The sequence below is a fragment of the Ensifer sp. ENS10 genome (assembly GCF_014852025.1).
Lineage (GTDB): Bacteria > Pseudomonadota > Alphaproteobacteria > Rhizobiales > Rhizobiaceae > Ensifer.
In genome coordinates this window covers 522,152-546,302 of sequence record NZ_JACVAS010000003.1, presented here as the reverse complement: position 1 = coordinate 546,302, position 24,151 = coordinate 522,152, and the positions used below count along the sequence as shown (strand labels likewise).

General features: G+C 62.9%; 21 protein-coding genes. 12 read left to right on the top strand and 9 right to left on the bottom strand.

What is annotated here, in order from left to right:
* The first annotated feature begins 183 nt into the window (after positions 1-183).
* Genes IB265_RS15675 through IB265_RS15665 form a run of 3 tightly spaced genes read left to right on the top strand, consistent with a single transcriptional unit; the run spans position 184 to position 4,578 of the window.
* On the top strand, positions 184-1,278 hold the full coding sequence (locus tag IB265_RS15675; RefSeq protein WP_192494890.1) for an HlyD family secretion protein: 1,095 nt from the start codon (positions 184-186) through the stop codon (positions 1,276-1,278).
* Complete coding sequence (locus IB265_RS15670) at positions 1,278-3,617, top strand: ABC transporter permease (protein WP_192494889.1); 2,340 nt, start codon at positions 1,278-1,280, stop codon at positions 3,615-3,617. Before IB265_RS15675 ends, IB265_RS15670 begins: the two co-directional genes overlap by 1 nt.
* Positions 3,607-4,578, top strand: coding sequence for an HlyD family secretion protein (locus IB265_RS15665; protein ID WP_192494888.1), 972 nt, complete (start codon positions 3,607-3,609; stop codon positions 4,576-4,578). Before IB265_RS15670 ends, IB265_RS15665 begins: the two co-directional genes overlap by 11 nt.
* Before the next feature lie 283 nt (positions 4,579-4,861).
* On the opposite strand, the gene IB265_RS15660 is transcribed toward IB265_RS15665, so the two are convergent.
* Positions 4,862-5,302: an alpha/beta hydrolase gene (locus IB265_RS15660; protein ID WP_246805951.1), complete on the bottom strand. Its 441-nt coding sequence runs from the start codon at positions 5,300-5,302 to the stop codon at positions 4,862-4,864.
* A 122-nt stretch (positions 5,303-5,424) separates the two neighbouring features.
* Positions 5,425-5,622, bottom strand: coding sequence for a heavy-metal-associated domain-containing protein (locus tag IB265_RS15655; protein ID WP_058322545.1), 198 nt, complete (start codon positions 5,620-5,622; stop codon positions 5,425-5,427).
* 422 nt (positions 5,623-6,044) lie between these two features.
* Between IB265_RS15655 and IB265_RS15650 the strand changes: the two genes are divergently transcribed.
* On the top strand, positions 6,045-7,337 hold the full coding sequence (locus IB265_RS15650; protein WP_057249228.1) for an NCS2 family permease: 1,293 nt from the start codon (positions 6,045-6,047) through the stop codon (positions 7,335-7,337).
* 161 nt (positions 7,338-7,498) lie between these two features.
* On the opposite strand, the gene IB265_RS15645 is transcribed toward IB265_RS15650, so the two are convergent.
* Together IB265_RS15645 and IB265_RS15640 are read right to left on the bottom strand one after the other, a co-directional pair.
* Positions 7,499-7,819, bottom strand: coding sequence for a 2Fe-2S iron-sulfur cluster-binding protein (locus tag IB265_RS15645; protein WP_192494887.1), 321 nt, complete (start codon positions 7,817-7,819; stop codon positions 7,499-7,501).
* Between the two features lie 40 nt (positions 7,820-7,859).
* On the bottom strand, positions 7,860-9,113 hold the full coding sequence (locus tag IB265_RS15640) for a cytochrome P450 (RefSeq protein WP_192494886.1): 1,254 nt from the start codon (positions 9,111-9,113) through the stop codon (positions 7,860-7,862).
* Positions 9,114-9,224: 111 nt separating this feature from the next.
* Between IB265_RS15640 and IB265_RS15635 the strand changes: the two genes are divergently transcribed.
* Positions 9,225-10,073, top strand: coding sequence for an AraC family transcriptional regulator (locus tag IB265_RS15635; protein ID WP_192494885.1), 849 nt, complete (start codon positions 9,225-9,227; stop codon positions 10,071-10,073).
* Between the two features lie 98 nt (positions 10,074-10,171).
* On the opposite strand, the gene IB265_RS15630 is transcribed toward IB265_RS15635, so the two are convergent.
* From IB265_RS15630 to puuE, 3 genes are all read right to left on the bottom strand, one after another.
* Positions 10,172-10,657: an ureidoglycolate lyase gene (locus tag IB265_RS15630; protein ID WP_057249225.1), complete on the bottom strand. Its 486-nt coding sequence runs from the start codon at positions 10,655-10,657 to the stop codon at positions 10,172-10,174.
* Positions 10,658-10,764: 107 nt separating this feature from the next.
* The gene (alc, locus tag IB265_RS15625; protein WP_192494884.1) at positions 10,765-11,784 is read right to left on the bottom strand and encodes an allantoicase; all 1,020 of its coding nucleotides are present in this window, start codon (positions 11,782-11,784) and stop codon (positions 10,765-10,767) included.
* 10 nt (positions 11,785-11,794) lie between these two features.
* Positions 11,795-13,210: an allantoinase PuuE gene (gene puuE, locus IB265_RS15620; protein WP_192494883.1), complete on the bottom strand. Its 1,416-nt coding sequence runs from the start codon at positions 13,208-13,210 to the stop codon at positions 11,795-11,797.
* Positions 13,211-13,382: 172 nt separating this feature from the next.
* On the opposite strand from puuE, the gene uraH reads away from it, so the two are divergent.
* Genes uraH through xdhC form a run of 4 tightly spaced genes read left to right on the top strand, consistent with a single transcriptional unit; the run spans position 13,383 to position 18,472 of the window.
* Positions 13,383-13,754: a hydroxyisourate hydrolase gene (gene uraH / locus IB265_RS15615; RefSeq protein ID WP_192494882.1), complete on the top strand. Its 372-nt coding sequence runs from the start codon at positions 13,383-13,385 to the stop codon at positions 13,752-13,754.
* Between the two features lie 3 nt (positions 13,755-13,757).
* On the top strand, positions 13,758-15,236 hold the full coding sequence (gene xdhA / locus IB265_RS15610) for a xanthine dehydrogenase small subunit (protein ID WP_192494881.1): 1,479 nt from the start codon (positions 13,758-13,760) through the stop codon (positions 15,234-15,236).
* Positions 15,237-15,247: 11 nt separating this feature from the next.
* Positions 15,248-17,587, top strand: a complete 2,340-nt coding sequence (gene xdhB, locus IB265_RS15605) for a xanthine dehydrogenase molybdopterin binding subunit (protein ID WP_192494880.1) — start codon at positions 15,248-15,250, stop codon at positions 17,585-17,587.
* Between the two features lie 18 nt (positions 17,588-17,605).
* Positions 17,606-18,472 (top strand): xanthine dehydrogenase accessory protein XdhC, encoded by an 867-nt coding sequence (gene xdhC, locus IB265_RS15600; RefSeq protein ID WP_057249279.1) that lies wholly within the window; start codon positions 17,606-17,608, stop codon positions 18,470-18,472.
* A 4-nt stretch (positions 18,473-18,476) separates the two neighbouring features.
* On the opposite strand, the gene IB265_RS15595 is transcribed toward xdhC, so the two are convergent.
* The gene (locus IB265_RS15595; RefSeq protein ID WP_112996918.1) at positions 18,477-19,283 is read right to left on the bottom strand and encodes an NAD(P)H-dependent oxidoreductase; all 807 of its coding nucleotides are present in this window, start codon (positions 19,281-19,283) and stop codon (positions 18,477-18,479) included.
* A gap of 94 nt (positions 19,284-19,377) precedes the next feature.
* Between IB265_RS15595 and IB265_RS15590 the strand changes: the two genes are divergently transcribed.
* Positions 19,378-20,304 carry a LysR family transcriptional regulator gene (locus tag IB265_RS15590; RefSeq protein ID WP_057249218.1) on the top strand — a complete coding sequence of 309 codons (927 nt, stop codon included), beginning with the start codon at positions 19,378-19,380 and terminating at the stop codon, positions 20,302-20,304.
* A 105-nt stretch (positions 20,305-20,409) separates the two neighbouring features.
* Here the strand turns inward: IB265_RS15590 and IB265_RS15585 are convergent, their stop codons facing one another.
* A complete protein-coding gene (locus IB265_RS15585; protein ID WP_192494879.1) occupies positions 20,410-21,324 on the bottom strand; it encodes a LysR family transcriptional regulator in 915 nt (304 codons plus the stop codon).
* A 147-nt stretch (positions 21,325-21,471) separates the two neighbouring features.
* Here IB265_RS15585 and IB265_RS15580 point away from each other — a divergent pair, with 147 nt between their 5' ends.
* A complete protein-coding gene (locus IB265_RS15580; RefSeq protein WP_058322534.1) occupies positions 21,472-22,710 on the top strand; it encodes a urate hydroxylase PuuD in 1,239 nt (412 codons plus the stop codon).
* Positions 22,707-24,059 carry a guanine deaminase gene (gene guaD / locus IB265_RS15575; RefSeq protein ID WP_057249215.1) on the top strand — a complete coding sequence of 451 codons (1,353 nt, stop codon included), beginning with the start codon at positions 22,707-22,709 and terminating at the stop codon, positions 24,057-24,059. Before IB265_RS15580 ends, guaD begins: the two co-directional genes overlap by 4 nt.
* Positions 24,060-24,151 lie beyond the last annotated feature (92 nt).

Genomic DNA, 24,151 nt, shown 5'->3' with positions numbered 1-24,151 from the left:
TCGGGCGAAGGTCTCGGCGGCCAGTTTGTTCAAGACGCGGGCCAGATCGGACGAAGCACGGCTTTGCCCTGCTTGGAGCTGTGGGCAAGCCGAAGTGGAGACGGTGCAGTGGTAGATACGTCACGCAGCGCAGGCAACGGTGTTTCAGAAACTGACCGCAGTTCCGATGGCGCGGCAAGCGCGATGGAAAAGACGACGGACCGAAACGAGGCGGTGGACCCGAACGTCCAGCTTCGTGGGCCCGACGATCCAGAAAATGTTCCTTCCGACGCGACCGAAGCGGGCCTGCGCGGGAAGCCGCCGATCGCTGCCGCGCTCATCGTCGCGGTGTTCACGCTGGCGATCGTCGGATTGTCCCTCTGGTACCTCGTCCAGCCACAGCCGCTGCTGGTCCAGGGAGAGGCGGACGCGACCCGCATCGATATCGCCGCCCGTGTGGACGGGCGCATCGGCGAGCGACCGGTCTCACGCGGCGAGGATATCAAGGCTGGACAGACGCTCGCCTCGATCAGCAATCCCGAGCTGCTGATGAAGCTGCGGGAGGCCGAGGCCGCTCGCGCCGTCGCGGTGGCCGACCTCAATCGGATCGAAGTCGGCACAAGGGCAGAGGTGGTGGCGGAACGCAAGGCTGCGGTCGCCGCCAGCGAGGCAAGCCTGACTCTGGCACAGCAGACCTATGATCGCACGCTGCAGTTGACCCAGGGCGAACACGCGTCGGTCCAGAACCTCGACCAGGCAACGGCAAATCTCGATGTCGCCAAACGGTCGAGCGAGCAGGCCAAACTCGCCTACGACGAGGCCGTGGCCGGTTACACGCCAGAGGAGCGCGGTGTCGCGAAGGCGGCCGTGGCGAAGGCGGAGGCCGCAATCGCGACCTTGAAAGCACAGGTCGCGGAGTTGACAGTGACCGCGCCTATCGCCGGGCAGGTCTATCAGATTGCCACCGAATCGGGGGAGTATGTCTCGCCTGGCGTGCCTATGCTCTCGCTCGTCGATCTTTCCGATATCTGGGTACGCTTCGACCTTCGAGAGGATCTCGTGAAGGGCCTGAAGGTGGGTGACCATTTCCAGGTGAAAATTCCAGCTCTCGGTGACAGCCCCGTGGAAGTCGAGGTCCGCACGATTGCGACGCGCGGCGAATATGCGGGCTGGCGCGCAACGCGGGCGACCGGTGACTTCGACCTCAGGACCTTCGAAGTTCGGGCCTATCCGGTCGAAAAGATCGCCACGCTGAGGCCGGGCATGAGCGCCTATGCCGACTGGGCGGACGCACGGTGATGACGGCCGCTCAGCCTCGCGGGCTCGTTGCGGTTGCCGCCCGGGAAGTCCTGTGGATGTGGCGGGACAAGGTGGCCCTGCTTCTGGTGGTGGGCATCCCGCTTCTGGCTTTCTCGCTGCTTGCCGCAACTTTCGGAAATGCGGTCATCCGCAATCTTCACGTCGACGTGGTCGATCAGGATCGGTCGAGAACCTCGATGACCTTCGTGCAGGCAATCAGCGCCGCTCCCGGGGTCAATGTCGACAGGCGGTCCTTTGATCTTAGCGGCGCCATGCACGCGGTGCGGTCGGGTGAGGCGATCGCTGCCGTCTATATCCCCAAGGATCTCGAGCGTGACATCATGGCCGGGCGGCGGCCGCAGATCGTGGTGTTCTTCAACAAACAGTATTTCACACCCGGGAACGTCGCTTCGACCTCCCTGCAGTCGGCGGTTTCGGCGGCGATCGCCGACCTGCCGCGCGGCGCGGCAAGCCCGGGTTTCAGGCCGGGCCCGCTCGTCGTCGAGCAATATGTCCTGACCAATCCGGCCCTGAACTATGCGCAGTTTCTGCTTCGCGCCATATTGCCGACGGTGCTTCATGTCGTTGTCGCGATCGCGGGCGGTTATGCTGTCGGGTCGGAATTCGGATCGCGCAGCATGAGCGAATGGCTTGCCACGGCCGGAGGCAGCAGCCTCACGGCTCTCGTCGGCAAGTTGCTGCCGTATTTGGCGATCTTCCTGCTGATGATGGCCGTGGTGCTCGGCATCATTCACGGCCTCTACGAGATCCCGTTCCGCGGCAATCCGGTCCTGGTCGCGGCCGCAGCATCCCTTCTCATCATAGCCTATCTCTCGGTCGGCGCTCTCTTTCAACTGCTCGTCAGAAACCTCGCTTCCGGCCTCAGCCTGACCGGTATCTTTTGCTCCCCCGCTTTCGGTTATGCCGGCGTGGGCTTCCCGATCCTGGCGATGAATACCTTCGCCCAAAGCTGGGGGATGCTGCTGCCGCTGCGTTGGTACATTCAGGTTCTGTTCGACCAGGCGGCCCGCGGTGTACCTGAGCAGGACTCGATTACGCCCTTCATGGCACTTGGCGCTCTCGCAGCACTCTATTTCCTGCTCTCATGGCTTCGGTTGCGCGCGATCGCGAATAAACCTGTCCCCACCGCGGAGGAGGCTGTCGAACCACGGCGATCAGGCAGGATCAGTGTCGCCCGCGCGCTCGCGGACGAATATGGCCGCGTCCTGCGAGACCGCGGCGCTTTCGGCCTCATCGTTCTGGGCCCGATCATCTACGGTCTGTTTTACCCCCAGCCCTATGTCGGGCAACTCATCCGGAACATTCCGATCGCTGTCGTCGACGACGACCACTCGGACATCAGCCTCACGATCGTCCAGGCCCTGGATGGACACGAAGCGGTCGAAGTTGCAGCCCGCCCAACGACCCTTGCCGAAGCGCAGATGGCCCTCGCCCGGCGGCAGGTGTTCGGTATCCTGAGCATTCCTGCCGGTACCGAGCGCGAGGTCATGAAGGGGGCCACGGCGCGTCTGCCCGCCTTTGTCGATTCCACATACTTCCTGCTTTACAGTCGGACGCTTCAGGGCATCCAGGAGTCTGTGGGTTCGGTTCGCTCCGACCTCTCCACGCAAAGCGCGCGCGCCGAAGGAAGCCGCTATCGGGCAGCTTTGTCCGTCAGTTCGCCGGTCGAGATTCTCAACCAGCCGCTGTTCAATCCGACGGGTGGCTACGGCAGTTATGTCGTGCCGGCTGCCTTCGTCCTGATCTTGCAGCAGACCTTGCTGATGGGCACGGCGACGATTGGCGGGGTAGCGTTCGAACGCGGCGGGCATGAGGCGCGGCGAAGCCGTAGCGCCGTAAAATCGGTTCTCGGCCAGGCGCTTGCGCATCTTCTGCTGGCATTGCCAGCCTACGTATTCTTTCTCGTCGTCCTGCCGAGAGTCTACGGATTTTCCGCCACGAACCGGGTGCTGGACCTTTTCGTTCTCGCTGTTCCCTTTGTTCTCTCGGTCAGCTTCCTGGGTCAGTTTGCAGGGAGCTGGTTCAAGCGCCGAGAGACCGCCGTCCTGCTGTTCATAGCGATCAGCCTGCCGCTGTTCTTCCTTGTGGGCGTCGCCTGGCCACCGGAGGCGATCCCGCCGGGGTTGCGGGCCGCGAGCTACGCCCTTCCAAGCACGTCCGGGATTGATGCGCTGGTTCGAGCAAACCAGATGGGGGCCGCCTTCGGCGACGTCTTCAAGGACTGGGCGCGGCTCTGGATTCTGGCATTCATCTATGCCGCCCTGGCCATGATCTCCGCTCGGTTCGTCACTTCACGGAGGGGCGTCAATGAACGCTAGATCCTTGCGCCTACCGATCATTACCGCGGCCGCATTGGCCCTCTCGGCATCCGCCGCGTCGTTTGCAGCGGCGGCGGACAGGGAGGCTATCGCCGGCATGGTCAGGCGAACGGAAATCCGCATCGCTCCCGAGACATCCGGCCGCCTCGCCAGCGTTGCCGTAAAACCCGGACAGAAGGTGCGCAAAGGCGACATAATCGCGGTGTTGGACAATCCAGATCTGTCAGCGCTTGTCGGAGAGGCGAGGGCGGCGGCCGCGAGCGCGAAGGCGGAGCGCGACCGGATCTATTCCGGCGTCAGGCGCGAACAGGTTGATATTGCAGTGGAGGCCGTGCGCACGGCCGAGGCAAACCTGGTCCTTGCGCAACAGGAGAACGACCGGGCGACCGCACTTGCGGCCAAAAACTTCGCAAGTCGGCAAACGGCCGACGAAGCCGCTGCCTTTCTCGCCAAGGGCGAGGCAGATCTGGAGGTAAAACGCGCCCAGGCAGAGGCAGCGAATACGGGTCCTACTGTTGAAGAGAGGGCACTCGCAGATGCCAGGGTCGCACTTGCCGAGGCGACGGTGGCCAGTATTCAAGCCAAGCTCGACAAGACAAGGCTCGTTGCGCCAGCCGATGGCACGATCAACATCCGCGTCGCCGAACTTGGGGAGATCATCGGGCCGGGAAAACCTGTCGTAACGATGGACGTCGACGACCGGTCGTGGTTTGCCTTCACCGTGCGTGAGGATGATCTCCGCGGCATGACGGTCGGCACCCCCGTAACGCTTTCGACGCCGAACGGGCTGTCCGTCCCCGCACATGTGACGGAACTTCGGCCGTTGGGCGAGTTCGCGACATGGCGAGCGGCGCGGGCTGTCGGAGACCATGACCTCAATAGCTTCCGTGTTCGCTTGGAGGCAGATATGCCCACGAGCGATCTCGAGCCTGGCATGACCGTGGTGCTCGCTCGCCCCTAGAGTTCGGCGGCTACGCGGGTGCCGTTGGATCGGAAAGGCTCCTTGGACCTGCCGAGACAGGCTTGAGAGCCGGGGACAATGGACGCTGGACGTTGCAGACAACTTTGCGGGGACCGGCGACTTGCCTTCGGGTCGATGCCCGCAGGCAAGGAAAGCAGCAAAAGTGCCGTCTGCACCTTTGCCCATCTGAAGGCGGTACTCTGCGGTTTTCGCTGTCGAACGAACGCGCGGCCCTCGAACGGCGCCGCGTTCGAGGGCTGGATTTGTTTCTCCTGCGATGAGGTCAATCGACGCCGTTGGCCGCGTCCTCGATGATCTTGGCGACGGCTGCGGGCTTGGAAACGCAGATGGCATGGCTGCCTGCCTCGTCGACGGTTGTCGCGCCGGCGCGCTTGGCCATCATGCGCTGGGCGCCGACCGGGATCATGTGGTCCTCGGTGGCGACGAGATACCAGCTCGGCTTTTCCTTCCAGGCGGGCCTGCTCACCTCGCCCTGAAGCGCCTCGACGCCCCAGGGAACCTGGCTGTCGGCCATGAAGGCGGCGAGACCGGGCTCGACGTCTGCGGCAAAGGCGGGAGCGAACTTCTGCTTGTCGAGGAAGAGGAAACCGTCCTGTGGCGGCAGGATCGGCGGAACGGGTGCGCCTTCCGGCGGGTTGGCGATGAGCTTGGCGATCGATTCGCCCTGGTCGGGTGCAAACGCGGTGATGTAGACGACTATCAAGCCGGGTCCGCACCAAAGCGCTTCGCGCAGCGTCTATTCGGATCCATCCGGTCGGGGCCGTGGATGGTCCACGACCCATGACTGATGCCTCAAGGAAGGTCGTTTCCTGCGCGGTCCATCGCCTAGAGCGCACGGCTTTCGTAGCCGGCGGCCCTCAAGGCGTCGGCGATCGGGCCAGCAGCAGCGGCGGTTTCGACGCTGACTTCCCGGTTGCCGAGATCGACCTTGATCGTCGCCTGCGGATCGACGCTTAGGATTGCCTTCTGCACGGCGCCGGCGCAGTGGCCGCAGGTCATGTTGTCGATCTTGTAGGTCTGCATGCTTGTCTCCTTCGTTTCGGTGTGAGAGAAACATGGGGTTTCCCACCGTTGGAAGGTCAAGACGGCCTTTCAACATATTTTTTCGAGGGTTGTCCGTGCCCTTCGGATGGTGGTGAACACGCGAAAGACGCCGTTTCGGCGCCGCCAAATGCTCCGAAAAATTTGAAAGTCTTTCATTGCCGATCCCGGGAATGGACGGCTAGCGGTGCGGCTCCGGAAGTCGCACAATCCCAAGGCTGTGCAAAAGGCATTCGCGTCGTCCGAAAGAGGGCGGACGATCGCCAGCCGGCACGAAGCCTTAAGCGAAGCGATCGCTCCGGAACGTCCGGGCGTTCGAAATGCACTGGTCGGGAACTGGAGGAGACGGTTTCCCGGTCACTGTCGTTCGGCTGCGTCGTGGTGACGCCGCCAAGGGAGGAAAGATGTTTGAACGACTATTCAAGCTGAAAGAGCATCAGACGACGGCGCGCACCGAGGTGATCGCCGGTATCACGACATTCCTGACGATGTCCTACATCATCTTCGTCAACCCCGACATCCTGTCGAGCACGGGCATGGATAGGGATGCCGTCTTCGTCGCAACCTGTATCGCCGCCGCACTCGGCTCCGCCGTCATGGCGCTCGTCGCCAACTGGCCGATCGGCATGGCGCCCGGCATGGGCCTCAACGCCTTCTTCGCCTTCACCGTCGTCGCTGCCCTCGGCTTCACCTGGCAACAGGCGCTGGGCGCGGTCTTCATCTCGGGTGTGATCTTCCTGATCCTCACCGTAACCGGGGTGCGAAGCTGGCTGATTGCGGGCATTCCGCATTCGCTGAGAAGCGCGATTGCCACCGGTATCGGCCTCTTCCTCGGCATCATCGCCTTGAAGAACGCCGGTATCGTCGTCGACAATCCGGCAACGCTCGTCGGCCTCGGCGATCTCAAACAGACCGGTCCGCTTCTCGCCATCCTCGGCTTCTTCGTGATAGCCGTGCTCGATGCGCTGAAGGTTCGCGGCTCGATCCTGATCGGCATCCTGGTCGTCACGGTTCTGTCGATGATCCTTGGCGTCAGTGAGTTCAAGGGCATCGTCTCGGCGCCGCCGAGCATTGCTCCGACCTTCCTGCAGCTCGACATCATGGGCGCTCTGCATGGCGGCCTGCTGCACGTCATCCTCGTCTTCGTGCTCGTGGAAGTCTTCGACGCCACCGGCACGCTGATCGGTGTCGCCAAGCGCGCCAAGCTGGTCGAAGAGGGCAAGCCGAACCGTCTCGGCCGCGCGCTTCTCGCCGACAGCACCGCGATCGTCGCCGGCTCGCTGATCGGCACCAGCAGCACCACCGCCTATGTCGAAAGCGCCTCGGGCGTTCAGGCCGGCGGCCGCACGGGTCTGACCGCGCTTACCGTCTGCGTGCTGTTCCTGGCAGCGCTGTTCTTCTCGCCGCTGGCAGCGGCCGTCCCGTCCTATGCGACGGCTCCGGCTCTGCTCTATGTCGCCGGCCTGATGATGCGCGAACTGACCGAAGTCGACTGGGACGACCTGACGGAAGCGGCACCGGCTGCGCTCACCGCGCTTGCCATGCCCTTCACCTATTCGATCGCCAACGGCCTCGCCTTCGGCTTCGTGAGCTACGTCGTGTTGAAGGTCTGCACCGGAAAGTGGAGCGTCATCCACCCGGCCACCCAGATCGTCGCCGCCCTGTTCATCGTGCGCTTCGCGTTCTTCGCCGAGTAACGAAATTTGGCCGGGCCATCGTCGCCTCGGCCAATCAGAACTTCCCCGTAAGTGCTGGCCGGAGCAACGAAAATGTTGCCCCGGCCTTTTTCTGCCTGGTCTGGTTTTTTAGGGTTCGCAAATCCGGACGGAAAACCGTTTCACACTTTTCCTGGACCTGCTCAGTATTGCCCGGCCGGCAGATGCACCACCAGGCCATCCAGATCGGCCGAGACCGTAATCTGACAGCTCAGGCGGCTGCGCTCGTTGGGATTGACCACGCACTCGATCATGTCCTGCTCCTGGAAATCGGGTGCCGGCAATCGTTCGGCCCAGTCACCGTCGATGTAACAGTGACAGGTGCCGCAGGCGCAGGACCCGCCGCATTCGGCGGCAATAGCGTCGACGCCGTTCTGCACCGCCGCGGACATGAGCGATTGGCCGACCTCCGCCTGCACTTCTTTGGTCGTGCCGTCCGCGTCGATGAAGACGATCTTGGGCATGGGTATTCTCCGGTTCTTAGAATGTCGGTTTCAGTGCGGGTCAGGCTGGCCGGATGGCGATCTTCAGCCGCTTGGGGCCGCGCACCGAAAGGCCGCGCTTGTATTCCGGTTCCCGCTCGGCGAGTTCGATGGTCGGGAAGCGGCGAAGCAGGGTGCTGAAGATGATATCCATGTCGAGCCGCGCGAGGTGGTTGCCGAGACAGAAGTGTACGCCGCCGCCGAAGGCGAGGTGGCGGTTGGGCGTGCGGCCGATATCGAAGGTGTCGGCGTTCTCGAATTGCTTGGGGTCGCGGTTGGCCGCACCGTAGAGCAGGCCGAACTTGGTGCCGCGCTCGAAGCGCCGGCCGCAGATCTCGACGTCCTCGACGCAATGGCGGTGGAAGAAGGGAAGCGGAGACTCGTAGCGGAACATCTCCTGTACGCCGGTCTGGATCAGGCCGGGCTCATTCCTCAGCCGCGCCATCTGCTCGGGAAAGCGCAAGAGCGCATGCATGCCGCTGCCGAGCACGTCGATCGTCGAGCCGTGGCCGGCCATCAGGATCAGCATGCAGGTCGAGATGAACTCGTCGAAGTTCATCGCGCCCGAACGTTCGGCCTCGATCAGCACCGAGATGAGATCATCCTTCGGCGCCCGTTCGCGTTCGCGCTTCAGCGCCGTCAGATACTCGTAGAACTCGGTGGTGTTGTCTTCGGCGATCTTCTTGCGCGCGTCGGAACGGTCGACGTCGAAGAACTGCACGATGTTTTCCGACCAGATGCGCAGTTGCGGACAGTCTTCGTCCGGCACGCCGAGCAGGCGGCCGATGATATGGCCGGGAACGTGGGCGGCGAGGTCGTCGACGAAATCGATCTCGCCGCGATCGGCAAGGCTGTCGATCAGGCGGTCGACATAGGCCTGGATCTGGTCGCGCAGCTTGGCGATCATGGCCGGCGTGAACAGCTTGAACACCTGCTTGCGCAGCCGGTCGTGCACGGCGCCATCGCTGTCGAGCAGGCTGAACTGCACGAAGCGCTCGTGGTGCGGCATGTCATGCCAGTTGGCCGCACGCTGCAGGTTTGCAAGCTCCTCGGCGGTCGCGATGTCGTCGAGCGAGCGCACCATGCGCTTGTCCATGACGATTGCCGAGACATCCTCGAAGCGCGAAGCCAGCCAGATGTCGAAGTCTGCAAAATAATGCAGCCCTTCCTTCTCACGCAAGGCGCGGTAGGTCGGATAGGGATCGCGGGCAAAATCCGGGGATAGCGGCGCGAAGGTCAGCTTCGCGGCTTCGCCGTTCGGCGTGGCTTCGGTCATGGGCAACACTCCGTGCATGAAGCTGCATGATAGCGTCGCCACAGTCTCGTTGGGAATGGTACACTGTCGCAAGATGATGGACAAAACTCGCATTGGCTGACAAAAACGCGGATGCTGTCTGAAAACGAAGAGATCCATTTCCATACGCCGGCGAAATTTGCCGATGCGTTTCCCTATCTGGCGCTGGTCGCCGGAAGCCGGACCGCCCATCCTGAGGAAGCGCCGATCCGCAAGCGGTTCCACCAGCATGTCTTTGTCTACACCACCGGCGGCTGCGGGCTGATCGAGGTGCGCGGTCAAGGGTTCCTGGCCGAAACGGGCAGCGTCGCCTGGCTCGATACCGCGCAGGCCTATGCGCACAGCTGCGCGCCCGACAGCGAAAACTGGCGCTATCTCTGGATGGGGATCGAGGGGCACGGTCTCGATGCGCTCTACCAGTTCCTGGGTGTCCAGCAGTCGCCATTGTTCGCGCCGAGGGATCCGCGGACTGTGCAAGCGGCCTTTGAGGGCGTGAGCGGATTTTTGGCAGAACGCTCGCCTGCGACCGATGCCTTGGCGAGTGCGGCTATCTCCGGGCTGATCGTGGACATGATCGGTCCGCGTCTGACCGGCAGTGAGCCGGGCGAGGATGCACCGGGCGAGGATCGTTTGTTGGCTGTTCTTTCAGCGATGCGTGACGATCTCGCCCGCGCCTGGACGATCGATGATCTCGCGGCCCTAGCGCGGCTTAGCCAGTCGCAACTCTTTCGCCGCTTTCGCGATATGGTGGGCACGACGCCGATGGACTGGCTGCGCCACGAGCGCATCAACCAGGCGAAGCGCCTGCTGGTCGGCCGCGACGCGAAGGTTTCCGCGGTGGCGGCGATATGCGGCTATCCCGATCCCTATCATTTCTCGCGCGATTTCCGCCGGGTGACGGGATACACGCCGACGAAGTTCCGTCGGGATGGCGGCTACTGATGTCGATTGATGGGCATCAGGAAAACAGTTGAGCCCCACGGTACGCCCCGTGACCCACGCACCGATGACCCGGTCAGTTGACCGGGCCATTCGTTCATTCATACAATCAGGAACGGCTCCTTGAAGAAGTGTTCCTCCAGATTGACGCCTTCGCCGCCGCGGTCGACAACCGCGAAATCCGAGACATCTTCGAGTGGTGTCAGGATGCCGTGCCAGACATTGCGGGCGATGTTCACGCCTTGGCCCGGTGTGGTCTTGAAGGCGATCGGTTCACTCGGGCCTTCGTCGGTTTCCCGGGAGACGACGACGAGGAACGGATTGTCGCTCAAGGGAATGAAAGCCTGGCTGCCGAGCGGATGTCGCTCGACCATGGTGAGCTTGAGTGGCAGCGGATAGGGTTCGCCGCGCACCAGGCTGATCATCGGCCGGGCCTTCTCGCCCGTCGTTTCGATCTTGGCGAGATCGTGATAGCGGGTGCATTTGCCGCCGTTGATGGGGAAGTTGTGGGCGTTCTCCGTTTCGATCACGTCGCCGTAGGGCGCAAAGGCCTCCCGGGTCAGTGGCTGTATGACGATCTCCTTCATGCGACGCTCCTCCGTGCAATGTTGATCGATGGCAGCAATTCCGGGGAAAGCGCTTCCCTGGAACTTGCGGTTCGGGTTCGATCATTTCGTTTCCTCTGCGAAACGATCTAGGGGCTGCCGGCTTTCGCAATACGCCCGAAGACACGCAGCCGGCTGATGCCGCCGTCGGGGAAGATGTTGAAACGCACATGGGTCACCGGACCAGCGGCCCATTCGTGTGCTTCATAGGTGTGCAGGCTGTCGGCCGAGAGCTTCTGCTGCGGCAGAACCTCGCGCCAGAACATCGACGATGCGGTGATCGAGGCAGCCAGCTCGCACGTGGCTGCGCTGAGGTCGGCTGCCTGCAGCGAGCAGGCATCCGGGTAGTTTCCCTTGAAGTGGGCGGTATCGACCACGATCCGCTCGACCGCACCGCGCGCCGCAAGTTTCACCACGATCCAGTCGTTTCCGGGCTCGCGTCGGCGGCGTGTCTCCCAGCCATCGCCCATGTTGATGCCGCGTCCGGGCGCAAGCAGCCGCTGGTGGCCGTAGTGCCCGTTCGAGTAGGCGATGATGCGGCCGCCGAGCAGCGACGAGGCGAGATCGACTGCCGTGTCGCCGATCGCCGCCCGGTCCAGGGCGGGCGTGCCGTAAACCTTGAGGCGGGCGATGCCGCCATCGGGATAGATGCGCAGGCGGACATGGCTCCAGACCGCTTCCGACCTGGCCTCGAAATGATGAAGCGCACTCGGCCCGAGCGGCCGCGCGCAGACAAGTTCCGTCCAGGCCGTCCGCTCATCCGGTCCATCGGGCGCCAGACAGGCGTCGATGGCGCAGGCGCTCGGATAGTTGCCGGTGAAATGCGCCGTATCGACCTCGAAGCCGCGGATACGACCGTTTGCGGCAAGCGCGATGATGGCATGATCGTTGCCGGGGCCGCGGCGACGCCGCGTCTCCCAGCCGTCCATCCACTTGCCGTTCTCGTCATAGACACCGGGATGATAGACCGGCGGCGCGTCCTGAAGCATGCGCTCGACCGGCGCGAAGAACTCGTCGGTTGCGAAGACCGGCCTCGCGCCGAGAGCGGCGGAGGCGAGGTTGATCGCGTTTAGCGCGAATTCGGGCGGGCTCACGCCGTCGGTCGTCATCGCGAGGCCCTCAGCTCGGCAACATGTCCTTGAGGCGCAGAAAGGCGATCCGCTCCACCTGCCGGCACGCCGTCTCGAATTCCGTCTCGCAGTCGTTTTCGACCCGGCTTTCGAAGGCGGCGAGGATCTCGTCCTTGGTGCGTCCCTTCACGGCCATGATGAACGGGAACTTGAACTTGTCGACATAGGCGGCGTTGAGCGTGGTGAAGCGCTCGCGCTCTGCGTCGGTCAGCGCATCGAGCCCGGCGGATGCCTGTTCGTTGGTCGAGCTTTCGGTGAGGCGCTTCGCCTGCGCCAGCTTACCGGCGAGATCGGGGTGGGCGATCAGAACGGCAAGCCGCTCCTCCGCGGAGGCTTCGCGGAAGACGGCGGAGAGTGCGGCTGTAAGACCTAGCGCCGTGTCGTTGGCGGGTGAAAGCTCGCCCTGGAAGGCGCGCTTAGCGATCCACTTCGAATGTTCGAAGACGCCGCCGAATTTGGTGACAAAGGCCTCTTCGCTAAGCCGCGACGGGCGATCGTCCCAGGCCTTGAACGGATAGGTCTCTGTCCAGTAGCGAGCGATGTCGACGCGCTTTGCAAGCCAGACCTTTTCATGGCTCTGCACATAGTCGAGGAAACGGGCCAGAGCTGCGGCGCGGCCGGGACGGCCGACGAGGCGGCAGTGCAGCCCGATGCTCAGCATCTTCGGCGCACCGGCGGTGCCTTCGGCATAGAGCACGTCGAAGCTATCCTTGAGGTAGCTGAAGAACTGGTCGCCGCTGTTGAAGCCTTGTGGCGTCGCGAAACGCATATCGTTGCTGTCGAGCGTATAGGGGATGACGAGTTGATGGCGGCCGGCATGCTCATGCCAGTAGGGTAGATCGTCCGCGTAGGCGTCCGACACATAGTCAAATCCGCCAGCTTCGGTGACGAGATCGAGCGTGTTGTCGGAGCAGCGGCCCGTGTACCAGCCGCGCGGTCGCTCGCCGGTAACGATCGTGTGCAGCCGGATCGCCTCGGCGATCTCCTGGCGCTCGCGCTCCGGCGAAAAGTCCTTGTGCTCGATCCACTTGAGGCCGTGCGAGGCGATTTCCCAGCCGGCATCCTGCATGGCGGCGACCTGCTCGGGCGAGCGCTTCAACGCGGTGGCGACGCCATAGACCGTCGCCGGCACGCCGCGTTCGGTGAACATGCGGTGCAGCCGCCAGAAGCCTGCGCGCGCGCCATACTCGTAGATCGATTCCATGTTCCAGTGGCGCTGGCCCTGCCAGGCCTGCGCACCGACGATTTCCGACAGAAACGCTTCGGAGGCCGCGTCGCCATGCAGCACGCAGTTCTCTCCGCCTTCCTCATAATTGATGACGAATTGCACGGCGATGCGCGCGCCGTCTGGCCATGTAATCTTGAAGTTCGGGCCGTGGCCGTGAAGATCGCGGGGGTATCTCATCAAAGCAGCTCCTCCAGACATTTTCGTCTCTGCAGCAAATTTCTAGCGGCATTTGTTTCGAGCCATTCCCCCCAAAAATTTTGAAAGTCTCGAATGATCCGCTCGCTACCAAGCGGGCCGGAATGCCGGAATACTGCGAGGTGGAAAGCTGACTTCGGGAGGAGCGAAAAGAATGCAATCTCATGGTGGAAACGCCGGTCGCCTGACGACGCACGTGTTGGATACGGCAAGCGGCAAGCCGGCCGAGGGGCTGCGCATCGAGCTCTACCGGGTCGATGGCGAGCGCCAGACCCACATCAAGTCCGTCAGGACCAATGACGACGGCCGCTGCGACGAGCCGCTGCTCAGCGGCGAGCGCATGCAGACCGGCACCTACGAGCTGCATTTCCACGCCGGTGATTATCTCGGCGGTCAGAGCAAGCGCGGCGAGAACCCGTTCCTCGATGTGATCCCGATCCGCTTCGGCATCGACAACCAGGGTGCGCACTATCATGTGCCGCTGCTTCTCTCGCCCTATGGCTACTCCACCTATCGCGGGAGCTAAGCGATGACGATCCAGATCCGCAACACCATTCGTTTCCTCTTGAACCACCGCCTGGTCGAGCTCGCCGACGTCTCACCGGTCGAGACCCTGCTCGATTTCCTGCGCATCGACCGCAATCTGAAGGGCACCAAGGAAGGCTGCGCCGAGGGCGACTGCGGCGCCTGCACGGTGCTTATCGGCCGCCTGCTCGACGGCAAGCTCAAATACGAGTCGGTCAATGCCTGCATCCGCTTCGTCGGCTCGCTCGATGGCTGTCATATCGTCACGGTGGATTCTTTGGCACAGCCAGCCGGTCCGCTGCACCCGGTGCAGCAGGCGATGCTCGACACGCACGCTTCGCAGTGCGGCTTCTGCACGCCCGGTTTCGTGATGTCGCTCTATGGCCTTTGGATGGAAAACCCGAAGCCGTCCATCGCCGATATCGAAAAGGCGCTTCAGGGCAATCTTTGTCGGTGCACCGGCTATGCCGCGATCATTCGCGCAGCCGAAGCGATCTCGACGATCGGCGATGTCTGCAAGGATCCGCTGGTCGCCGAACGCGATCGGATCGCCAAAGAACTGGCTGCCCTGCAGGATGGCCGTCGCGTCGAGATCGGCACTGAGTTGGAGCGCTTCATCCTGCCGGGTTCGGTCGATGATTTCGCCGCCGTGTTCGAAGCCAACCCCAAGGCGACGATCGTTGCCGGCTCGACCGATGTCGGCCTCTGGGTAACGAAGTTCATGCGCGACATCTCTCCGGTCATTCACCTGACTCATCTCGAAGAGTTGCGGCGGATCACGGTCGATGCGGATGGCGTCACGCTTGGCGCCGGTGTGAGCTATGCCGAGGCCTATCCTGTTATCGTCGCGCATTTCCCCGAACTGACGGAGCTCTGGGACCGCATCGGCGGCCAGCAGGTCCGCAACATGGGCACCGTCGGTGGCAACATCGCCAACGGCTCGCCGATTGGCGACACGCCGCCGGCCCTGATCGCGCTTGGCGCTTCGATCACGCTGCGCAAGGGCGCTCGCCGTCGCACGGTCGTGCTTGAGGATTTCTTCATCGCCTATGGCAAGCAGGATCGCGAGCCAGGCGAGTTCGTGGAATCCGTGCGCATCCCGTTCGTCTCGGATAATGCCCGTGTCGCTGTCTACAAAGTGACGAAGCGTCTGGACGAGGACATCACCGCCGTCTGCGGCGCCTTCCGCATCGCCTTCAATGCCGATCGGGTGACCGACGTAGTGATTGCCTTCGGTGGCATGGCCGGCACGCCGAAGCGAGCCTCCAATGTCGAGGCCGCACTCAAGGGCGCGGAGTGGAACGAGGACACGATCGAGCGCGCCGTAGCGGCATTTGACGAGGATTTCACGCCGCTCACCGACTGGCGCGCCTCGGCCGAGTACCGCCAGTTGGTGGCGAAGAACCTGCTTCGCCGCTTCTATCTTGAGACGCAGTCGAGCGGACAGATCCGCCTCGACCGCACCATTGCTGTCGCGGTTTAAGGGAGGAAGCCATGAACGTGATGCAGCCCATCGACCGCATCCGCGGCGGCGTACACGAAAACGAACGGCACGAATCCGGCCACAAGCACGTGTCGGGAACCGCCGAATACATCGACGACATTCCGGAACCACAGGGCACACTGCACGGCTATCTCGGCCTGTCGCAGCGAGCACATGCCGACATCCTGTCGATCGACTTCGAGGCCGTGTCGAGCAGCGATGGCGTGATCGGCGTGCTGACGGCGGCCGACATTCCCGGCGAAAACGACATCAGCCCGGCCCACAAGCACGATGAGCCGATCTTCGTCACCGACAAGGTGGAGTTCCACGGCCAGCCGATCTTTGCCGTCATCGCCACCTCGCGTGAGGCGGCCCGCCGCGCGGCGGCCAAGGTCAAGATCGAGTACCGCGACCTGCCGCATGTGACCGACGTGCTGGAAGCGGCGGCCGCCAACTATCCGCTGGTCATCGATCCGCTCAAGCTCGAGCGGGGCGACATCGAAGGCGGCTTCGCCAAGGCGAAGAACATCCTCGAAGGCGAGATGCGCATCGGCGGCCAGGATCACTTCTATCTGGAAGGCCAGATCTCTTTCGCCATCCCCGGCGAGGACGACGAAGTGCTCGTCTACTCCTCGACGCAGCATCCGGCTGAGACGCAGCACATGGTTGCGACCGTTCTCGGCGTGCCGTCGAATGCGGTGACCGTCAACGTGCGCCGCATGGGCGGTGGCTTCGGCGGCAAGGAAACCCAGGCCAACATTTTCGCAGCGGTTGCAGCGGTTGCTGCCAAGAAATACCACTGCCCGGTCAAGGTCAGGCCTGATCGCGACGACGACATGAGCGCGACCGGCAAGCGCCACGACTTCCATGTCGACTACAAGCTCGGCTACGACGATGAAGGTCGTATTGAGGCGGTGGACGCGGTCTTTTCGGCGCGCTGCGGCTATTCGGCCGATCTCTCCGGTCCGGTCACCGACCGCGCGCTGTTCCACGCCGACAATTGCTACTTCTATCCGAACGTGCGCCTGCGCTCGCGTCCGCTGAAGACCAACACGGTCTCCAACACCGCATTCCGCGGTTTCGGCGGTCCGCAGGGCATGGTCGGCGGCGAACGCATGATCGAGGAGATCGCCTATGCCGTCGGCAAGGATCCGCTCGAAATCCGCAAGCTGAACTTCTACGGCGGCGAGGGCCGCAACCTCACGCCCTATCACCAGACGGTTGAAGACAACATCATCGGCCGCATCATCGAGGAACTGGAAACCTCGGCCGACTATGCCAAGCGTCGTGAGGCGGTGATCGCCTTCAACCGCGAAAACCATGTGGTCAAGCGCGGCATCGCGCTGTCACCGGTGAAGTTCGGCATCTCCTTCACCAAGACCGAATACAACCAGGCCGGCGCGCTGGTGCACGTCTATACGGATGGCTCGATCCATCTGAACCACGGCGGCACCGAGATGGGGCAGGGGCTCTACACCAAGGTCGCCCAGGTGGTTGCCGATGAGTTCCAGGTCAACCTCGACCGGATCAAGGTGACGGCGACGACGACCGGCAAAGTGCCGAACACGTCGGCGACGGCTGCTTCGTCGGGCTCCGATCTCAACGGCATGGCGGCCGCCAACGCCGCCCAGCAGATCAAGGAGAGGCTCGTGCGCTTTGCCGCCGAGCGCTGGAACGTTGCTGAGGCCGACGTCGCTTTCGAGCCGAACACGGTTCGCATCGGCGCCGAACGCCTTGGTTTCAACGAGTTCATCAAGATCGCCTATGGCGCCCGCATCCAGCTTTCGGCTGCCGGTTTCTACAAGACGCCGAAGATCCACTGGAACCGCGCGGAAGGCCGGGGCCGGCCGTTCTTCTACTATGCCTATGGCGCCTCTTGCTCCGAAGTCAGCGTCGACACATTGACTGGCGAATACCAGGTGGATCGCACCGACATCCTGCACGACGTCGGCCGGTCGCTGAACCCGGCGCTCGACCTCGGCCAGGTGGAAGGCGCCTTCGTCCAGGGCATGGGCTGGCTGACGACGGAAGAACTCTGGTGGGATGCCAAGGGTCGGCTGCGCACCCACGCGCCTTCGACCTACAAGATCCCGCTTGCGTCCGATCGGCCGCGCGTCTTCAACACCCGGCTTGCCGAATGGTCGGTCAACCGCGAAGAAACGATCCGCCGTTCGAAGGCGGTCGGGGAACCGCCGTTCATGCTCGGCATTTCCGTTCTGGAGGCCTTGTCGATGGCGGCGGCCAGTGTTGCGGAGTATCGTATAGCACCGCGCCTTGATGCGCCGGCGACGCCGGAACGGGTGCTGATGGCGATCGAGCGGCTGCGGGCGGCCGCGAGGCAGAAAGGGTAACAGGGGCTGATTGTCATGGTGGCGAGCCGCGAAGATATCAGGGACTTTCTCCGACGCGAGCCGGATTGTGTGCTTGTGGAAGTGACGGGTGCAGCCGGCTCGACGCCGCGCGACACCGATGCCTGGATGCTCGTCGCCACCGATAGCCTCTTCGGCACGATCGGCGGCGGCCAGCTCGAATATATGGCGATCGACCATGGCCGGCGGGCGCTGAAGCGCGGCGACGCGCTGGAGGCAATGACCATCCCGCTCGGTCCGGAGATCGGCCAGTGTTGCGGCGGGCGCGTGGCGCTCGCCTTCACACGCATCGATCGGGAGAAAGCCGCCATGCTGATTGAACGCAGCGACCTGGAAATCGCCAGCCGGCCGCATGTCTATGTCTTCGGCGCCGGCCATGTCGGCGATGCGCTGGCCATGGCGCTGTCCCTGGTTCCGGTCCGCACCGTTCTCGTCGATACCCGCGAGAACGAGCTTTCGGCTGTCGCCGATATACCGGGCATTGAAACCTGCCTGACGGCGATGCCTGAGGCGGTCGTGCGCGACGCCCCGCCCGGCAGCGCCTTCGTGATCCTGACGCACGACCACGCGCTCGACTTCCTGATCGCCGCCGAGGCGCTTCGCCGCGACGACGCATCCTATGTCGGCATGATCGGCTCGAAGACGAAACGCGGGACCTTCAAGAATTGGTTGTCGCGTGAGATCGGCCGCCCGGATCTTTTCGACCGGCTCGTCTGCCCGATCGGCGGCACGTCGGTTAAGGACAAGCGGCCGGCCGTCATCGCAGCGCTTGCCGCCGCGGAAGTCATGGCGGCGGCGCTGAATTTCCGGCAGCCGGCCCAACCCGATAGCCCGCGTCGTCCGGCTGTCGCGAAGTTTGCACGCTAACGGCTCAGGCGCTATTGCCCTGGTGTATCGCACCGTTCAGGTGAAGCGCAAAGCCGCGCGCGTCTGCGGCTTCGATATCCGGACGCAGTTCAAGGGTCGGGATCAGGTAGTCGCCGCCATTCTGCCGGCGATAGGGAATAGGCGGCGTGGTTGTTAGCGTGCGCATCCTTTGCCTCAGCCGCTCGGCCGTCGCTTCGAAACCGGCTTCGTCAAGACCGTCGACCCGGTAGGCGACAAAAGGCGGAAGTACGTCGTAGCCGGGATAATAGAGAACGCCGTGATTGATCGGGAAAAGCAGATCGTCGATCGGTCCGTTGACCCCGCGCGGCGAGTAGTGTTCTTCCCAGCCACCTGTTGTCACCACCAACATGGCACGTTTTCCTGCGAGCGTTCCCTCGCCGAACCGCTTGCCCCAGTATTTGTCGCTGTGTTCGCCAACGCCATAGGCGAAGCCATAGGCATAGACGCGATCGACCCAGCCTTTCAGGATCGCCGGCATCGAGTACCACCACAGCGGAAACTGCAGGATCAGGGTATCGGCCCATAGCAGATTTTCCTGCTCGGCCCTGACATCAGCGGTCAGGGTATTGGTCGCGAAGGCTTCCTTCGAGGCACGGCTTGGCTTGAACCGGGCATCCGGAAGGAGCGCGGGGAAGTCGGCGCGGTCGATCTCGGATTTCCATCCTTCGGCATAGAGGTCGGTGACGCGCACCTCGTGTCCCTCGGCTTCCAGCGCCTTGACAGCGACATCGCGCAGTGTCCCGTTCAGCGAACGCGGTTCGGGATGGGCATAGACAAGCAGAACTTTCATGGTCGGCAATCCTTCAGTCGTGAACTGAGACTTTAGGTAGACCGCCGTTTGTCCATGCGGTAGATATCCAATATGGATAGGATTATACCGAAAAATGGATAAATCGGACGTGACGCTGGAACGGATGCGAAGCTTCGTACGGGTCGCCGAGCGCGGCAGCCTGTCGGCCGTTGCCCGCGAACTCGGCATCGGCCAGTCGAGCGTTACGCGGCATCTGAGGGAGCTGGAGGAAGCCGTCGGCGTGCCCCTGCTTAGCCGCACCACCCGGCGCGTCACGTTGACCGACGAAGGCAGTCGTTACTATGCCAACAGCATCCAGATCCTACGCTTAGTCGACCAGGCAGGCGACGAGGCGCGCAGCACCCGCGGCGCCTCGGCCGGGACCATCCGGGTATCCTGCACCGCCGCCTTCGGGGTCCTGCACGCAACCCGCTTGATCTTCGCCTTTCAGGATCGTTATCCTGATATCGAGGTCGATCTCAGCCTGACCGACGAGCGGATCGATCTGGTGCGGGAAGGGGTCGATATCGCGCTGCGTCTCGGGCCGCTCACCGACAGCTCCATGAAGCTCCGGGTGCTTGGCGAAAGCCGCCGTCTGTTCGTCGCCGCGCCCGCCTATCTGGCGGCACGTGGGTGCCCGGCTGCCCCGCGCGACCTCGCTGCCCATGAGGGAATCCGCATGTCGAACGTCGCAGGCAGTGACCTGATCTCGCTGGAAGGAGCAGACGGCCGCAGCCACGCGGTACCCTTTGGCGGGCGGTTCCTCGTCGACCATGGGCTTGCCGCCCGCGAGGCGCTGGTCGCCGGGCGCGGCATCGCACCAACACACCAATGGCTCGTCGACGATCTCCTGGCGAGTGGTCGGCTGTTGCCGATCCTGCCGGACTACAGGCTGCCTTCGGTGCCGCTCAGCCTGCTGATCGTGCCCGAGCGCGCAGGCATCGCCCGGGTTCGCCTGCTGGTCGACTTTCTCGTCGAGCAGGTCAGCGGTATTGCCGGTATTGAGAAGACGAGAGGCTAGAGCATCCCGCTTTCAGTGGAATCACTGAAAGCGGACAAGATGCTCTAGAATCAAAGTGCCAGAGCGTCCTTAGTGCGTTCGTCTGAACGCACGGCGCTCTAGACGCTACTCCAGCGCCTTGCCGATCAAGCGCTGACAGCGCTCGGCCATGTAGTCGATCATCAGCCTGACTTTCGGATCCTGGAAGCGCTTGTGTGGATAGATCGCCGCAAGCTGTACGCTGAGCGGCGGCGTGTCGGTCAGAATCGGCACGAGCGCGCCGGAGTTGATGTGGCTTTTCACCTCGAAGAGAGGCTTGTTGATGATGCCGCGGCCGTCGAGCGCCCATTGGGTAAGCACGTCGCCGTCGTCGGAATCATAGGGGCCGGTCACCTCGAGTTTGCGCATGCCTTCTATGGTCTGGAGCGTCCAGAAATACTCCTTCGAACCCGGGTAGCGCAGCAGCAGACAGTCGTGTTTGTCGGCGATCAGCGCGTCAGGGGTTTGGGGCACGCCGCGCTTCTCGAAATAGTCGGGCGACCCGCAGACCACGCGCTCGCAGTTCATGATGCCACGCATGCGCAGGTTCGAATCTTCGAGGATGCCGAGCTTGAACGCGACGTCGACGCCTTCCGAGAGGATATCGACATTGTGGTCCGACAGACGAAGCCGCACTTCGATGTCGGGATACTTGTCATGGAATTCGGGAATGCCCGATGCAATCAGGCGCCGACCTATCCCCAAGGGAGCGGTAATCTTCAGCGCCCCCTTCGGATTGCGCGATAGATCGGCGATCGCGTTTTCGGCCTCGTTGACCGCTTCGAGGATCTTCACCGCGCCATCGTAAAAGACGCGGCCATGCTCCGTCGGGGTCAGCTTGCGCGTCGTTCGGTTGAACAGGCGAACGCCCATATGGCGTTCCAACTCTTTGATTCTATTGCTTGCAACCGCCGGCGTCACGCGCTGGTCGCGACCGGCCGCCGATAGGGTTCCAAGCTCTACGACGCGCACGAAGACGCGCACATTGTCCAGATAAGACATGCCTCCGTCCCACTCCTCCGGCTTCTCTCTAGCCTATCCATTGCGTCGCTATTTTATAGATTTTTTTGAAAGTGTTGGTGAAGCAGCGACGTTCCCGCGACCTCCAGCAATGACACATAATGGTCCGAGGAGAAATGGGAGAATTCCATGTACGAGTATGCCATAGCCTGGGATTGGCTCACCTTTGCCATGAGATGGCTGCACGTCATCACGGGTATCGCGTGGATCGGTTCGTCATTTTATTTCGTTGCACTTGACCTTGGCCTGAAGAAGCGACCGGATCTGCCGGTCGGTGCCTATGGCGAAGAGTGGCAGGTGCACGGCGGCGGCTTTTACCACATCCAGAAGTATCTGGTGGCGCCGGCCAACATGCCGGAGCACCTGATCTGGTTCAAATGGGAATCCTACGTCACCTGGCTTTCAGGCTTCGGCATGCTGTGCATGGTCTACTATGCCGGTGCCGACCTCTACCTGATCGATCCGAACGTGCTCGATGTTTCTAAGCCGGTGGCGATCGCCATCTCACTGGGCTCGATCGCCTTCGGCTGGCTCGCCTATGACACGATCTGCAAGTCGCCCTTCGGCCGCGACAACACCAGGCTGATGGTGCTTCTGTACTTCATCCTCGTCGGCATGGCCTGGGGTTACACGCAGCTCTTCACCGGCCGCGCCGCCTTCCTGCATCTCGGCGCATTTACCGCGACGATCATGTCGGCCAACGTGTTCTTCATCATCATTCCGAACCAGAAGGTTGTCGTCGGCGACCTGATCGCGGGCCGCACGCCGGATCCCAAGTACGGCGTGATCGCCAAGCAGCGCTCAACCCACAACAACTACCTGACGCTGCCAGTTTTGTTCCTGATGCTGTCGAACCACTACCCGCTGGCCTTTGGCACCCAGTTCAACTGGATCATCGCCTCGCTGGTGTTTCTGATGGGCGTCACCATCCGCCACTGGTTCAACACCCGCCACGCCGACAAGGGCAATCCGACCTGGACCTGGCTCGTCACCGCGCTGCTCTTCGTCGCGATCATGTGGCTGTCGACCGTGCCGAAGGTGCTTGCCGGCGGTGGCGAGGAAAAGATCTCCGCCGCGCAGCAGCCCTTCGTGACGGCGGAAGCCTTTCCGAAGGTCCGCGACACCGTGCTTGGCCGCTGTTCCATGTGCCATGCCAAGGAACCGGGCTGGGAAGGATTGGTCGTGCCGCCGAAGGGCGTGACGCTCGAAACCGACACCGAGATCGCAAACCACGCGCGTGAAATCTATCTGCAGGCCGGCCGTTCGCATGCGATGCCGCCCGCCAACGTCACCGGCGTATCGGACGAGGAGCGGCAGTTGCTCGTCGCCTGGTACGAATCCGTCGTGAATGGAGGAAAGACCCAATGACCGATTTGCTGATCCGCGGCCGCGTTCTGACCTTTGTCGACGAGCCCAAGGGCATCGACGATACCGCCTCCTATCGCTACTTCGAGGACGGCGCCGTGCTGGTGCGGGGCGGCAAGGTTGCCGATATCGGCGAGCATGCCGAAGTCGCCCGCCGCGCCGGCGCCGGCGTCAAGGTCGCGGACCACCGCCCCAATCTGGTGTTGCCTGGCCTGATCGACACGCACCTGCATTTCCCGCAGACGCAGGCGATCGCCTCCTACGGCGCGCAGCTTCTCGAATGGCTGAATACCTACATCTTCGTCGAGGAGCAGAAGTTCCGGAAGCCGGAACATGCCGACTACATCGCCGGCCGTTTCATGGACGAGCTTCTGTCCAACGGCACGACGACGGCCGTCGCCTATTGCTCGGTGCACCCGGAAAGCGTCGACGCCTATTTCAGCGCCGCGGAAGCCCGCGGCATGCTGATGATCGGCGGCAAGGTGATGATGGACCGCAATGCGCCCGACGCGCTGCGCGATACGCCGCAACTGGGCTATGACGAGACCAAGGCGCTGATCGCCAAGTGGCACGGCCGCGGCCGTGCGCATTACGCCATCAGCCCGCGCTTTGCCATCACTTCGACCCCGGAACAGATGGAGATGAGCCGCACGCTCGTGGCCGAGCACCCGGAGTGCTACGTCCAGACGCATCTTTCCGAGAACAAGGACGAGATCGCCTTCGCGACCTCGCTCTATCCGGAGGCCAAGGACTACACCGATATCTACGCGCGCTACGACCTTCTGACACGCAAGACCTTGCTCGGCCACTGCATTTATTTGAGCGATCGCGAGATCTCGGTTCTCGCCGAGACAGGCGCGGTCGGCACCTTCTGCCCGACCTCGAACCTGTTCCTCGGCTCCGGTCTCTTTGACAGGGATCGCTTCGACAAGCTCGGCGCGCGCTGGTCGGTCGCGACCGACGTCGGCGCCGGAACGAGCTTCTCGATGCTGGAGACGATGGACGAGGCCTATAAGGTGTTGCACCTGCAGGGCCAGCGGCTGACACCGTTCAACTCGTTCTATCGCCTAACGCTCGGCAATGCTCGCGCGCTTGATCTCGAAGATCGTATCGGCTCGCTGCATGTGGGCGCCGATGCCGACATCGTCGTGCTCGACAGCCGTGCCAAGCCGTCGATGGAGCTGCGCATGCGGGTTACCGGTTCGCTTGCAGAGGAGCTGTTCATTCTGCAGACGATGGGTGACGACCGCTGCGTGGCGGAGACCTACGTCGCTGGCAAGCCGATGAAACGCGCTGCAAACGGCGCGAAGGATGGGGCAACGGCAGCGGTCAGAAGCCTCGAAACGGCCTGACCGGGCTTTGAACGCCTTTTGGGGTTCGCGAAGCCGAAAAAGGGTTGAGCCCACCATTCAAAACGCCGCGTTTCGTTTGGATACGCGGCGTT